Below are 14,300 nucleotides of genomic sequence, written 5' to 3'. Positions count from 1 at the left end.
GCGTGACCGAGCTGTGGGGGGAATCAGGAACGTGGAACGGGGCGAGTGGCCCAGAGGGAGGCCAAGCCCAGGGAACCGGCCGCCGCGATCAGCAGGCCGATGAGGGCCACCAGACGGGCCGCGGCCGGGTCCGAGCCGTCGACCAGGCCAGTGGCGGCGCTCAATCCGGCGGGTGCTCCCGCGGCCGGGGCGAGCCCATCGGTACCGAGTCCCGGACCGTCACCGCCCTGACCGCCGGCGACGGGACGGGCATCGGGGTCGATCGACGAGCCGTCGGCGTCGAAGTAGACCGGCGTGAACACCTCCACACCCGCATTCGCCTGTCCGTGAGCGCCGATCGTGATGACACCGCACTGCATCGTGTAGCAGTCGACGTCCTGGCCGAAGGCGGTGAACCGCGAGGAGGCGATGGTGAACTCGGCCTCCCAGTCGCCGTCCTCGTCCATCGTCGGGAAACCGGGCACGGTGGTGTTTCCGGGATAGCTGACCATGCTCTGGTTCTCCTCGCCCTCGATGTACACATAGCCGTGTCCACCGACGCCGTCTCCCGACGGTCCCCAGCTCCCCCCGAGCTCGGGATCGATCCAGCCGAACATGATGTAGGCCCCGCCGAAGTTGCTGCCGCCGTTGGAGGTGGGATACCCCTCGCCGGTGAGCGTGACCTTCTGCCCCTCGTCCTCGAGCTCATAGGCCGGCTCCACCGTCAGCCTCGCCCCGCTCTGTGGGTTCTCACCCGTGCTGGAACCATGCGGGTTCTTATCGACGCCACCGGGGTTCTCACCTGGAGGACCGGTCGGCGGGGGCTTCTGGTCGACGGCATAGCTGAACGGCAACCAGCCGAGCAGCTCGGAATCCCGGTCCACCACGGAGAGCCGATGTTCACCCTCCGCGATGCCCGACGGGAGGGTGACGGTGATATTGCCGTTGCCGCTCACCCGGTACCAGCTGATGAACGCCGGATCCGGATGCAGCGTGGCGCCGACCCATTGCTGGGCGTGCTCCTGCCCGACGCCCACCGTCAGCGCGCGTCCACTACGGCTGACCTCGGTCAGACCACCGCGGTTGGCATCGGTGAGCTGGCTGTCGGCTGGCAGCGGATCGGGTTCACTCGTCGGCGGGGCGTCCGGATTCTCGTTCTCACGCGGGGGCCAGCCGTCCTCGGTGCCGTCACCGGGGAAGTGAAGGAAGGTGGCGGCCTCGTTGTCCGCATTGACGACGCCATGCGCTCCGAAGCTGTAGACGCCGCAGCGGCTCTCCAGGCAGTCGATGGCGCTGCCGCCGAAGAAGCTCTCCAGCGTCGAACCGGGGACGTCGAGCTCGAACTTCCAGTAGCCGTCGGCGTCCATCATGGCATCGGCGACATCGCCATCAGCGGAGTTCTGATGTGCCACGAACCGGGGTGACGCATAATCCAGATCCGCACCGGGGCCGGTGACACCGCCCTTACTGCGCCGCCAGTTCTCGGTATCGGGATCAGCTGCCTGCCCAAGACCGACGTAGATGCCGCCGCTGCCGGTGCCGGGCTCGACCGCCGGCCCGGGATTGAAGTTGAATCCCTCGACGGTGACCCTCGTCGTACCGTCGGGGTCGAGTGCGTATCCGGGCGTCACGGCGATGTAGGAATCGGTGCCGGCGAGTGGCGTACCCCGGCTCGTACCGTACGGGGCCTCGTCGGGGTCGGGTGCCGGGACGGTGGGCACGGGACCCGTCGGCTCGGGCTCGGTGGGCTCCGGTTCGGTCGGCTCGGGACCCGGGCCGGGGGTGGATCCCTCGAGCTCCGCGGTCACCGAGAACGGGTCGGTGAAGTCGTTCGGCGGACCGTAGGTGGCCGCGCCCCCCAGTTTGGGCAGGTGCTCGTTCCATACCGTCTCGGTGAAGAGCCCTTCCCCAGCGGCGATCTCGAGCGTGCCGTCCTCGACTCCCACCGCGCCATCGGGCAGCTCGAAGGTCGCGAGTGTCACGTCATCGCGACGTTCCTTGACGTTGTAGCTCTGGATGACATCGGCGATGATCTCGGCATCGCCGCCGTCGACCGTCACCCGCACGTCCTCGAACCACAGCCAGTCCTCGCCGAAGCCGAACATCTGCACCTCACCGGCGAAGGAGAGCTCGGCAGACTGCTGCTCGGTATCGACCCAGCCGTTGGCGTCGGAGAACACGATCGCCGGATCGCCCGGGTCGTAGGTCGCCCCGTCTCGGGCCTCCACCCAGCCGGCGGTGTGTTCGAAGTTCTCCAGGTAGTTGCGGATCGAGGCGCGTACACCCCACTCGAGCGTGCCGGAATTGACGGTGACGGCCGACTCCGCCGCGGCCGCGGAGGCCGGTCGGGCCTGTGCGGTGCCAGCGGAGGCGACACCTGTCAGCGCCACGGTTCCGACCGCCGCCGCGAGAACCGCCGCGGTCCACGAGCGCCACCGATATCGCCGCTGAGGGATCATGACACTGGTCACTGCTGCTCCTTGGTATCTGCCGGCACTGCACCGGCGCTGACAGGGGTCGGCTGTCGGACTTGTCGCCGAGATCGAAGGACGAGGGTGATGAGCGCGGCGACCAATGCCAGCAGGCCCACGGCGAACACGCCGATGACGATCCATGAGACCGCCGATCCCTCATCGTCGGTCACCTGGGCCGCGGCCTGCGGCTCGTCGTCGGTCACGGGGCTGGGCTCCGCCGTGGGCTCGGGCTCGGCCTGGTCGTCCGGGCTCTCCTGCTCGGGCACCGCGACGGGACCGCCACCGCCGGCGGCGGTGGTGTCCGCACTGCCGGCCGGGGCCTGGAACCCCCCGGTGGGGTTGCCGCCGAAGCTGATCGGCGTGAAGCTCTCGTTATTGGCATTCCACATGCCGTGTGCGCCGATGGTGATGATGCCGCATTGCACGACGGTGCAGTCGATCGTCTCGCCGGCGGCCGATTGACCGGCGTGCGGATTGCCCGAGGTCGCCTCGAAGGTGCTGCCGGGGATGGTCATCTGGGCGGACCAGGTGCCGTCGGGGCGGATCATGCCGTTGGCCGCCTCGGCCGAGTCCCCGCCCTCGAAGGCGATCAGGAGCTGGGAGCCGCCGGTGCTCGCATAGGCGAAGGACTGACCGGATTTCCCGCCTTGGCTCGGCGACCACGATCCTCCGGCGGGGTCGCTGACCGCGCCGAAGAACACGTAGACGCCGCCGGGTGCGTTGGGCTGGTACTGGAATCCGGAGCCCGAGAGCGTCACTGTGGTCGGCCCCGAGGCGCTGGGCGCCGGGGACACCGAAACGCTCCCGGCAGCGGACGCCGGGCCCGCGGGTGTCAACAGCATCGCGGTCAGCAACGCGAGCACGGCTCCCAGCCGAGCCACGAGAAGACCCACGCGGGAATCGGGCTGGCCTGATGCGGTCCAGCGGTCGGTCATGGTGTTGCCTCCATCGAAGTCGGGCGGGGCGGGGTGTCGTCGGCGAACCGCATCGGGACGACGTTCAGCACGCCGTCGGCGCGCGGGGTCACCTCGATCGGGTGGCGGTAGACCTCGGTGAGCCTGGTGCTGTCGAGGACCTCGGCCGGGGTGCCGACCGCGCTCAGCCGGCCGTCGTCGAGCAGCAGCAGCCGGTCGGCGTAGGCCGCGGCCGCGGCCAGGTCGTGGAGCACGACGGCCACCGCGCAGCCGCGGCGAGCCGCCTGCCGGGCGATGGCCAGCACCTGCTCCTGATAGTTCATGTCGAGGGCGGCGGTCGGCTCGTCGAGCAGCAGCACGGGCGTGGCCTGCACGAGCACCCGTGTCAGCGACACCCGGGCACGCTCGCCACCGGACAGCGAGGTGAAGGGCCGGGTGGCGAAGCGGAGAGTGTCGGTGCGGGTCATCTCCATCGCGATCACCCGCTCGTTCTCCGCCGGGGTCGTGATCCGCTGCCAGGGAGCTCGGCCCATCTTGACCACGTCGAGCACGGTGAAGGGGAAGCTGAGCGTGTTCTCCTGGCGCAGCATCGCCCGCCGCAGAGCGAGATCGGGCGCCCGCCAGCGGGAGACCTCGCGTCCGTCGACCGTGATGCTGCCCCGATAGCGGCGGTCGCCCGCGAGGGCCGCCAGCAGCGTCGACTTGCCGGCGCCGTTCGGCCCGACGATGGCCAGCATCTCGCCGCACCTCACGTCCAGGTCGATGCCGTCGATGATCTGGGTTCCACCGAGATCGACGCTCACGCCGCGCGCCTCCAGCACGATCTGACCGAGCTCCGGCGCCCGCGGGACAGTGGCCCTGGTGATCAACGCCGTCATGCCGCCCACCCCCCGGCGCGGTCGCGGGACCGACGGATCAGGTAGAAGAAGAACGGCCCGCCGACCAGAGCAGTGAGCATGCCCAGCGGAAGCTCGGCATAGGGCACCGCGGTGCGGGCGAACATGTCGGCGACGGTCAGCATCAATGCGCCGCCGATCGCACTCGCGGGGATCAGCACCCGGTGTCCCGGGCCGACGAGCATGCGGATGAGATGAGGGATGACCAGGCCGACGAAGCCGATGATCCCGGCGAAGGCGACCGCCGCAGCCGTCAACACCGAGACCACGACGATGGCGATGATCCGCAACCGCTCGATATCGATGCCCAGGTGGCGGGCCGCATCGTCGCCGAGGGACAGCAGATCCAGCTTCGTAGCCAGGAGCAGCGCCGCGATCAACCCGATGATGAGGATCGGGGCGACGGTGCGCACCTGCTCCCACAGGGCGCCGTTGAGACTGCCCATCTGCCAGAACACGATCTGCTCGCGCTGGTTGGTATCGGCGGCGAAGGTCAGATAGGCCAGCCCCGCCCCGGCCACCGCGTTGACCGCCACCCCGGTGAGGATGAGCGTCACCACCTCGGTCCGGCCGGAGGAGCGAGCCATCGAGTACACCAGGAAAGAGGTGAGGATGCCGGCGACGAAAGCTCCCGCCGGGATCGCGAAGGAGCTCGTCGCGCCGAGACCCAGCACGATGGCCAGGCTCGCGCCGAGGGCCGCGCCCGAGGACACGCCGATCACGCCGGGATCGGCGAGCGGGTTGCCGAAGACGCCCTGCATCACGGCGCCCGCCGCCGCCAGGGAGGCGCCCACGAGCACCCCGAGGACGACTCGTGGCAGCCGGACCTCCCAGACGGCCGCATCCCCGTTGATCCTGCTGGCGTCGGCGCCGCAGATCAGTTCAGCGCGACGGCACAGCGCACCGATCACCTCGAACACCGGGATCTGCATCTGACCGATCGCCGCGGAGGTGAGCACCGCGATGACCAGGCCGGCTCCGCCGACGATGAACAGTGCGATGATCCTCCCCCGGCCCGCCCGCGGAAGCTCGGGAACGGTCTCGGGGAGGTCGAGCAGCCGGGGTCGCTCGATCTGAGCAGGGCGACCCTCGTCGACGGCCGTCACGGACCCTCCTCTGGATCTGGGCGGTAGACCGCCCTGGCCAGGGCCTCCAAGATCTCCGGGGTCCGCGGGCCCCAGCTGAACATCTCGTAGTCGCTCATATCGACGACCCGCTGCCGCTCCCCTGCCGGTGTCTGCGCGACGCCGGGCACATCCATCAGTCCCTCGATGCCGCCGACCGACTCCAGCCCGAGGGTCAGCATGAGATACAGATCGGGCTCCAACCGCATGAGTCCCTCAGCCGTCAGCGCCCCGCTGGTCCAGTCCAGCTCCCCGGCCACGTCCACCCCGCCGAGCGCCTCGATGAGGACACCGGCGATGCCCTGGCTTCCGTCGGGCTCGTTGCCGTACATGTAATAGACGTTCGCCTGCCCTCGCATGTACAGGAAGACCATGCGGACGCGGTCGCTCTCGTCGTCGGGGGCCAGTTCCTCGACCCATTCCAAGGTGGCGTCGAGCCGCTGTTCGAAATCCGCGACGTACTGCTCGCCGAGTTCGGGGACGCCGAGGGCCGTCGCGACGTCGCCGATGAGCCGCCCGATGTCCTCGAAACCGGTCGCCGGCTCGAAGAAGACCACCGGGATGCCGGCCTTGCGTAGCTGCATCTGCACGTCATAGGGGCCGACGCTGTAATCGGTCAGCACGACGGTGGGGTCGAGATCGAGTATCGCCTCGGCGTTCAGCGTGTGATTGTCCATCACCAGCGGCAGGTCCTTGGCTGAGTCGAAGCCGGTGGTGACATCGCGGCCGACGACGTCCGGCCCGAAGCCGAGGCCGAAGACGACCGAGGCGAGGCTTCCGGTGCCGTCGAGGGCGAGGATCCTGCTGGTGTCGGTGATCTCGACCGTCTCTCCGTCGAGGCCCGTGAACGAGGTCGGCAGGTCTGGCCGCGGATCGCTGGTGATCGGCGTGATGTCACCGGAGGCGAGCGTCGCGGTGTCGGGACCCTCGAAGGATCGCGGGCTGTCGGCCCTGCCCGAGGCGTGGGCGACCTCGGGGCCCTCGGACAGGAGTCCGCACGCGCCGAGACCGAAGCACAGGATCACGAGGATTGCCGCGAAGGGACGGAGGGCGACGCGACAGAGGGGGACAGTCACGATAGCTGAGGTTAACCTAAGTTTTTGCCTTGCGCAATAGGTTTGCCTCAGCTAATTTAGGCAAGGCTTAGCTATATCTTAGCGTGATGTCAGCCCCTTCGATGGGTGCCGGCTCACCGTGACCGCATCGGAAGGCCCCTGTGAAACTCGTTCGTGCCCGTCGACGACCAGCGGGCATCGCCGCACTCGTCGTCGCGGCGACCCTCCTGTTCACGGCGATGAGTTGGATGCCGGCTCCCGTCAACGAGCAGGAGCCCGCTCCCATCTCGCCCGAGCTCGCGTCGCTGAGCGATCAACTCACCACGGAGGGCCGGGGGTCCGCGGGTGAGGACCACAGACCTGAGCCGGTCGACATCGTGGTCCGGTTCGCGCCTCCGGAGGTCGACCCCTCCGTCAAGGGCGAGACCGAGGCATCGGTGAGCTCGCTGCGGGCGAATGCCGAGGACCAGTGGGACCGTGCGGAGCAAGCCCTCGGCGAGCTCGCCGAGGACGTGGACGTGATCGAGCGGTTCTGGATCAATGGGGCGATTCTGGTGCGGGCGGTGCCCAGCGAATCGACCCTGCGATCGCTGTCCGAGCTGCCCGGAGCCATCGAGGTCATCCCCAACTTCGAGGTCACCCCGCTGGAGACGAGCGCCGTCGAGCCGGCCGCGGTCGCCGGCGCCATGACCACCGCCCTGGCCGACGGCACCGCCGTCACCTACGGTCTGGACAAGATCGGGGCACCTCAGGCCTGGAGCGATTTCGAGGTCACCGGCGAGGGGGTCCGGGTCGCTGTGCTGGACACCGGCATCGACCCGCAGCATCCCGACATCGCCGGCCGTCTCGTGGGGTCGGATCTCAACGATCCGCTGTATCCGGGCGGCTGGATCAGCTTCGACGCCAGCGGTGACCCCGTTCCCTCGCGCCCCAGCGACCCAGGCTCGCATGGGACTCATGTGGCCGGGACCATCGCGGGCGGTGACGCCTCGGGAACCCGGATTGGCGTGGCACCCGGCGCCGAGCTGATGGCCGCCAACGTGCTGAGCGGTCCCGGTGGCGGCTCCTATGCCTCCATCCTCTCGGGAATCCAGTGGGCACTCGACCCGCACACCGCGCAGTCGAAGGACGACCACGTCGGCGCACCCGCCACCGTCATCAACATGTCGCTCGGCTCGGGTGGCTACTCCGACGCCTATGCCGATATCATCCGCAACGTCCGCGATGCCGGCGTGTTCCCGGCGATCGCGATCGGCAACGCACCCTGCGGCGCCAGCGGCACCTCGTCGCCCGGCAACCTGTACGAGGCCGTGGGCGTCGGGATGACCGATGTGGACGACCGGGTCGATCCGGGCTCCTGCGGGGCGGTGACGCAGTGGCCTCGCGCGATCAGTGAGAAGTACGGCTGGCCCGAAAGCTTCGTCAAGCCCGATGTCAGCGCGCCGGGCACCGCCGTGTTCTCGGCGATACCCGGTGGCCAGTGGGGAAATTCCACCGGGACCTCGATGGCGACGCCACATGTCGCCGGCGCGGTGGCCCTGCTCCGCTCAGCACAGGCCGGACTCAGCGTCGACCAGATCGTCGACGCGCTCGAGAACACCGCCTGGCATCCGGACGGTGGGGGCGCCGCGCCCGACCCGGCTTATGGTCACGGCCGCATCGACGTGCACAAGGCGATCTCCGCAGTGCTCGGTGCGTCAGGGGTCAGCGGCACGGTGAGGGATGCCGCCACCGGCTCGGCGATCAGGGGGGCCACGGTCTCCTTCGCCGATGTCGGAGAACGGTGGACGACCGATGAGAACGGCACCTTCCAGGCCGACCTGGTCCCCGGCGACTACACCTTGACCGTCGAGCGCTTCGGCTATGAGAGTCAGCAGGTGCAGGCCCATGTGCCCACCGACGAGGTGGTCACGCTCGAGGCACGATTGACCCCGATGACCACCGGCACCGTGGCCGGCAGTGTCACTGACCTGGACGGCGCACCGATCGCGGGCGCCGAGGTCGCCGTCCTCGGCCAGCCGGTGAAGACCAGCACCGACGCCGCCGGCCGCTTCAGCTTCCAGGATCTCCCGGCCGGCGCGTACCAGGTCCGCGCGAGCGCCGAGGGGTACATCGAGTCCGTCTCCGACGCCGCCACCGTGCGCGCCGGCGGGACCACCACGATCGAATACCGGCTCGCCGAGCAGACCCGGGTGCTCGTGCTCGGCGATCGGGGCAACACGGTGCGAGCGCTCCGTTCGGCGGGTCTCAACGCCGAGAGCACGCCCGGACTGCCCGACCAGTCGGAGCTCGACGAGGCCGGCTACGACGTGGTGGTCTGGGACACCCCGGCGAGCGTCGACGCCGAACGGGTGCGCACGTTCATCTCGCATGCCGAGGCCGCCGGCACCGGCGTGCTCTGGCTGGATCTCGGCACGAGCGCGGACGCGGGCATCGCCCAGCTGGCGAACGCGACCGGTTCTCCCAGCGGGCGGGCGACCGCGGACGATCCCAATGACCCCTCGATCGCCTCCACCGGATATCGCGTCATCGCCGACCACCCGATCTTCCAGCGCGGCTTCGCCACCGGCGGCGCCTACGGCATCGGCGACGTCATCGTGCACAACGATCAGAACGGCCCCAAGCACCATGCGTGGTTCGCGGCGTACCCGCAGGGGCAGGTGCTGGCCGAGACGGTCACTATCGACGGCGACCGCGGGGTCACCGCCCGGGGCGGCGGCATCGCGGTCGCCGAGTCCGGTCGCCACCGGTCGGTGCTCATGTCACTGAACGCCACTGCGCCCTCGGTCAACTCGCGAAACTGGTCGCTGGGGGCGTTGCAGGTCTTCGTCAACGCGATCGACTGGGCGGCACCGGAGGGCGCGGCGAGCGTTCCTCCGGAGATCATCGAGCCCACCGATCCCGATGACCCCGACGACCCGGATGATCCCGATAACCCCAGACCTCCCGGCGGCAAGGGCGGTTCGGGCTCGCCCTGGCGTCCCGGCGCGGCGAGCGGCGGATCCGGAGGAGGGCCTTCCCAGCTCGCCCCGGCCGCCAGCTCCCCGCAGGCGGGTCCCGGCGCGACCACCACCGCCCAGCGGCAGGATCGTCCTGAGCGTCCGTCGACGACGCCCGACAAGCCCGTCGACGACATCGACGAGTTGAACGGCGCCAATCAGGGCGGGCTGAAGGCCGAGCGGGACGGCGACCTGCTGACCGTGACCATTCCCGGAGCGAACGAGGGCGACTGGTTCTTCACCCATGTCTACCCCTCCGGCACAGCGGTCGACTGGCTCAGCGCCGACGACCAGGGCCGGGTCCAGCTGGACGTGTCCAGCCTGAACGACGGACTGTACAAGTTCACCTTCGTCGACGCAGAAGGGACCTTCATCGGCTGGGTGGAGCTGCAGATCGGCGAAGAGGACGACGCCGAGCCTCGCGGAGCCCCGCGGGCCGAGGGCGCGATCCTCGCTCCTCGCACCGACGGCGGATCGGGTCTGTCGCTGAGCGGGTTGGAGCAGGCCCTGATCGCCGGCACCGGCGTGCTGTTCATCGCCGCCGCTCTGGTCCTGGTGGTCGCGGCACTGCGGCGACCGGCCCACCGTGCGGGGACGCCGTGACACGGCAGACGACCGAGACCCGACGGCGACCACTGCTGATCGGGACGCTCGCAGTGATCGTCGTCGGCGTGGTGATCGCGGTGGTGGGCGCCGTCGGATGGTTCGGCGCCGACCGACCCGAGCCGCCCCCCGAACGGCGACAGGTCGAGTCGGTCGCGGCGTCGGGGGACATCCGCCCGCTGCCCGCGGCCGCCCCGCTCGAGGTCAGCGTGCCGGTCGTCGACCTGCACGCCGAGGTCGGCGTGCAGCCGCCCGCCGTCGACGGCGTCCTCGTACCGCCGACGGGCGACCGCGCGTACTGGCTCGACGACTACGCCGGCATGGGCGCCGATGCCGATCAGACGGCCTACCTGATCGGCCATAGCGCGGCGGTGGGTCCGGCGGCGTTCAACGCCCTCGTCGACCGGGAGCAACAGCGCAGCTCCCTCTATGCGGGCGACGAGATCATCGTGACCACCGAGCACGGCGAGGTCGTGTACATCGTGCAGCGCACGATGATCCACGAACAGAGCCGGCTCGCCGACATCGCCGATCTGTGGACGGCGAACCCGGGACGCCTGGTCCTGATCAGCTGTCTGTTCGACGATCAAGGGCGTCCCACCGACGACAACGTCGTCATCTACGCCCGGCTCGCCCCCGAGTCGTCGGGCGACGTGTCCTCAGAGCCGGAACGATGGTGACGATCACATCCCCGTTGAGTGTGACGTTTGGACGGCGAAAGTGTCGTTTTTACCGTCCAAACGTCACACTCAACGGGGTGTCGCCAGGCTCATCGCTCAGGCGGGGAGGAGCTCGTTCACCACATCGCGCAGCAGCTCATAGCCACGCTGGGTCAGGATCGACTCGGCATGGAACTGGATGCCGCGATAGTGCGGTCCGGCGACGAGGTGCACATCCCCGTTCTCGTCGGTCTCCACGCTGACCCCCTCGGGGAGCCCCTGCTCCGGAACCCGTGCAACGAAGGTGTTGTAGAAGCCGACCGTCTCGGACCGCCCCAGCACCTCGAGTCGGCTCTGCGTGCCCTGGAAGACGATGTCCTTGAAGGTCAGATCCAGCCCGAGCTGGTGGCACAGCGCCTGGTGGCCGAGGCAGACGCCGAGGAAGGGCTGCTCACGCTCCAGCAGCCGGTCGACGGCGCCCCGCAGCACCCGCATCTTGGGCTCGTCGACCCGGGGGTCGCCCGGGCCGGGACCGACGACGACGAGGTCGTGACCGTCGAGCGCGCCCTCGGCATACTCGTCGTGGCGCACGATATCGGTGCTCATGCCGAGCACCCCGAACACATGCGACAGCATGTTCACGAAGTCGTCCTCGCCGTCGAGGATCACGACCCGCTTGCCGACCAGGTGCGGCTCGGGCTCCGTGCCGGACTGGTCGCTGAGCCAGAACTGGCTGAGCCGCTGATTGCGCGAGCCGAGGGCGATGAGCACGTCGTCCTCACGTGTGAAGGCATCGAAGCCGTCAGCCGCGGGCGGGGCGTCGTCGACGAGGCCGAAGGCGCTGAGGATGCCCGCGGCCTTGGCCCAGGTCTCTGCCGTCTCGTAGGCCGCATCGGAGTCGCGGACGAGGGTGGCCCCGGCGCTGACCTTCAGGCGGCCGTCGAGGTCGACATCCGCGGTGCGGATGAGGATGGGAGCGTCGGCCTTCTGCCGCCCTTGGCCATCGCGACCGACAAGCGCCGCGATCGAGGCGTAGTAGCCGCGGCCCTCGGGCTCGTACCGGGCGATGAGCCGGCAGGCGTTCTCGACCGGGCTGCCGGTGACGGTGGCGGCGAACATGGAGTCGCGCAGCACGTCGCGCACATCTCGGTCGGTGCGCCCGGCGAGCAGGTACTCGGTGTGGACGAGATGGCTCATCGGCTTGAGATAGGGGCCCAGCACGAGTCCGCCCTCATGGCAGATATCGCACATCATCTTGAGCTCCTCGTCGACGACCATGAAGAGCTCGTAGATCTCCTTCTCATCGGACAGGAAGCGCAGCAGCTCGCGCTTGCGGTCCGCGTGGGTCTCGAGGCCGCGCATCCGGAAGGTGCCCGAGATCGGGTTCATCCGTACCTGCCCGGCGTCGAGGCTCACGTGCCGTTCAGGGCTCGCGCCGATCAGGTAGCGATCGCCGGTGAAGACGAGGAAGGTCCAGAAGGCGCCGCGCTCGCGCTCGAGGAGTCGGCGCAGCACCGTCAGCGCGCGCTCATGCCCCCACTCGGCGACCTGCGCGCGGTAGTGCCTGCCGATGACGAGATTGGCGCCTTCACCGACTCCGATCTCACCCTCGATGATCTGTCGAACGATCTCGGCGTAGTCCTCGTCGCTGGTGTCGAAGCCGCCGCGGTCGACGAATTCGACAGGAACATCGGGCAGCTGCTCGAGCACGTCCGCGAGGGGCAGCTCGGCGAGGAGGTCTGCGCGGATGACCGACAGCGGCGTGCCGTCCTGATGTGCCGCGAAGCCCCGTTCGCGCACCTGGGCATAGGGGACGAGCACGAGGTGGTCCCATCGCTCCTCTGCACCCTCGACGATGGGGATTTCCGCCAGGCTCTCGATATCGGTGCGGGGGCCGCCGATGAGCGTGACGGTGTCGGCCTCGCGCCCACGGATGAGGGCGAAGGCCGGCTGGGCGAGCAGATCGTCGAGCAGGGTCATGGTCTTCCTACGTGTCGTGGCCGTGGACGACGAACGCCCAGTACCGGCCGACGGCGGACTGGGCGTTGGATACAACGGGACGACAGGCCACCTACGGGCGGCGCCACCAGGTACGAGTCGTCATGGAGGGCAGCGTAGCGCATCTCCGTCCGGCCACCGTCCACGCCTCCGGCGGACCGATGATGATGCACCGTGGTCGCCCCGGCAGCCGCAACGCGCATCGTCTGTCCCCGGCTGGACGAACGATGATGTGCTCGGGTCGCTATGGCTATTGCAGCGCATCATCGGTCCGCCCAGGGCGAGATGTCACACTGATCGCGTGGAGATCGACGAGGACGCTTTGCGCGACGACCTGGCCACCCTCGTGGGCTTCGGGGCGGTCGGCGGTTCCGAGGCCGAGGTGGCCATCCAGCATTGGTGCGCCGAGCGTCTCACCTCCCTCGGCCTCGAGGTCGACCACTGGCACGCCGACCTCGAGGATCTGCGTGCCGATCCTGGCTATCCCGGCGAGGAGGTCGAGCGCGAGGAGATGTGGGGCTGTGTCGCCGCCACCTCCTCGGACCGTCCCGCGCTGATCCTGGCCGGGCACGTCGATGTCGTGCCGATCGGGGAGGTCGGGCTCTGGGAGTCCGACCCGTTCACCCTCACCATCCGCGACGGCCGCTGGCGCGGGCGCGGCACCTGCGACATGCTCGGCGGGGTCGCGGCGATCTTCGCCGCCGCGCGTGCCGTCGACCATCGCTCCCTCGCCCGTCCGTTCGCGATCCACACGGTGGTCGCCGAAGAGGACGGCGGACTCGGCACCTTCGACACGCTGCGCCGCGGACATACCGGCGATGCATGTCTCATCGCGGAGCCGACGGCCGGCCGGGTGGTGGCCGCCAATGCGGGTTCGCTGACCTTCCGGTTGGAGATCAGCGGCGCGGCGACGCATGGTTCGATGCGCCGTGACGGGGTCTCGACGATCGGACTGCTCCCCCAGGTCCTCGAGGCGCTCGACACGCTGGAGGCCGAGCGCAATGCCGATGTCCCGACTCTCTTCGGCCCCCTGCCGTTCCCGATCTCGGTGGGCATCCTCAGTGCCGGTGACTGGGCGAGCACCGTTCCCGATCGGCTCGTCGCTGAGGGACGGTACGGGGTACGCCCCGGGGAGAGCTTCGCGGATGCTGAAGCGGCCTTCGAACAGCACATCGGGATGCTCTGCGCGCAGGATCCGTGGCTGCGGGAGAACCCGATCGATGTGAGCTGGCCCGGTGGTCGCTTCGCGGCGGGCATGACGGACCCGGACCATCACTTCGTGCGGCAGGTGGGCGAGCTGACGGGTGCCGGGGCTGCCGGGGCGCCGTACGGCTCGGACCTGCGACTCTACGTCGGGGCGGACATCCCGACCGTGCAGTATGGGCCGGGGTCGATCGCCGATGCCCATGCCGTGGACGAGTCGGTGCCGATCGACGAGGTCGTCCATTGCGCCGAGATCTACCGCGATCTCATCCTCGCCCGCTGCACCTGACCACAGGGCCAAGATATGGCCACTTGTGGCCCGTTTCCGAGGTCCAGAACGGGCCACAAGTGGCCATATCTTGGCCTCGGGCGCGGGTCTCAGGGGGGCGTCACCGC

The 14,300-nt window shown here is 69.4% G+C and carries 9 protein-coding genes; 3 read left to right on the top strand and 6 right to left on the bottom strand.

What is annotated here, in order from left to right; translation table 11 throughout:
* Positions 1 to 23: 23 nt before the first annotated feature.
* The 5 genes from BHE97_RS15905 to BHE97_RS15890 are packed head-to-tail and all read right to left on the bottom strand — an operon-like array spanning position 24 to position 6,463.
* On the bottom strand, positions 24 to 2,450 hold the full coding sequence (locus BHE97_RS15905; RefSeq protein ID WP_170931458.1) for an HtaA domain-containing protein: 2,427 nt from the start codon (positions 2,448 to 2,450) through the stop codon (positions 24 to 26).
* On the bottom strand, positions 2,447 to 3,388 hold the full coding sequence (locus tag BHE97_RS20185) for a hypothetical protein (protein ID WP_170931457.1): 942 nt from the start codon (positions 3,386 to 3,388) through the stop codon (positions 2,447 to 2,449). The genes BHE97_RS15905 and BHE97_RS20185 overlap by 4 nt, the downstream gene beginning before the upstream one ends.
* On the bottom strand, positions 3,385 to 4,245 hold the full coding sequence (locus BHE97_RS15900) for a heme ABC transporter ATP-binding protein (protein ID WP_087625095.1): 861 nt from the start codon (positions 4,243 to 4,245) through the stop codon (positions 3,385 to 3,387). Before BHE97_RS15900 ends, BHE97_RS20185 begins: the two co-directional genes overlap by 4 nt.
* Positions 4,242 to 5,369 carry an iron ABC transporter permease gene (locus BHE97_RS15895; protein ID WP_236757738.1) on the bottom strand — a complete coding sequence of 376 codons (1,128 nt, stop codon included), beginning with the start codon at positions 5,367 to 5,369 and terminating at the stop codon, positions 4,242 to 4,244. Before BHE97_RS15895 ends, BHE97_RS15900 begins: the two co-directional genes overlap by 4 nt.
* Complete coding sequence (locus BHE97_RS15890) at positions 5,366 to 6,463, bottom strand: ABC transporter substrate-binding protein (RefSeq protein ID WP_170931456.1); 1,098 nt, start codon at positions 6,461 to 6,463, stop codon at positions 5,366 to 5,368. Before BHE97_RS15890 ends, BHE97_RS15895 begins: the two co-directional genes overlap by 4 nt.
* Positions 6,464 to 6,603: 140 nt before the next feature.
* Between BHE97_RS15890 and BHE97_RS15885 the strand changes: the two genes are divergently transcribed.
* Positions 6,604 to 10,044 (top strand): S8 family serine peptidase, encoded by a 3,441-nt coding sequence (locus tag BHE97_RS15885; RefSeq protein ID WP_087625016.1) that lies wholly within the window; start codon positions 6,604 to 6,606, stop codon positions 10,042 to 10,044.
* Positions 10,041 to 10,724 carry a class F sortase gene (locus BHE97_RS15880; protein ID WP_087625015.1) on the top strand — a complete coding sequence of 228 codons (684 nt, stop codon included), beginning with the start codon at positions 10,041 to 10,043 and terminating at the stop codon, positions 10,722 to 10,724. The genes BHE97_RS15885 and BHE97_RS15880 overlap by 4 nt, the downstream gene beginning before the upstream one ends.
* A gap of 96 nt (positions 10,725 to 10,820) precedes the next feature.
* Here BHE97_RS15880 and BHE97_RS15875 read toward each other — a convergent pair whose 3' ends face one another.
* Positions 10,821 to 12,683 (bottom strand): anthranilate synthase family protein, encoded by a 1,863-nt coding sequence (locus BHE97_RS15875; protein ID WP_087625014.1) that lies wholly within the window; start codon positions 12,681 to 12,683, stop codon positions 10,821 to 10,823.
* Positions 12,684 to 13,002: 319 nt separating this feature from the next.
* On the opposite strand from BHE97_RS15875, the gene BHE97_RS15870 reads away from it, so the two are divergent.
* The gene (locus BHE97_RS15870; RefSeq protein WP_236757737.1) at positions 13,003 to 14,193 is read left to right on the top strand and encodes an ArgE/DapE family deacylase; all 1,191 of its coding nucleotides are present in this window, start codon (positions 13,003 to 13,005) and stop codon (positions 14,191 to 14,193) included.
* Positions 14,194 to 14,300: the final 107 nt, after the last annotated feature.

It is taken from the genome of Aeromicrobium sp. PE09-221 (genome assembly GCF_002174305.1).
Taxonomy (GTDB): domain Bacteria; phylum Actinomycetota; class Actinomycetes; order Propionibacteriales; family Nocardioidaceae; genus Aeromicrobium.
This window is presented reverse-complemented; position numbering and strand designations above follow the sequence as displayed.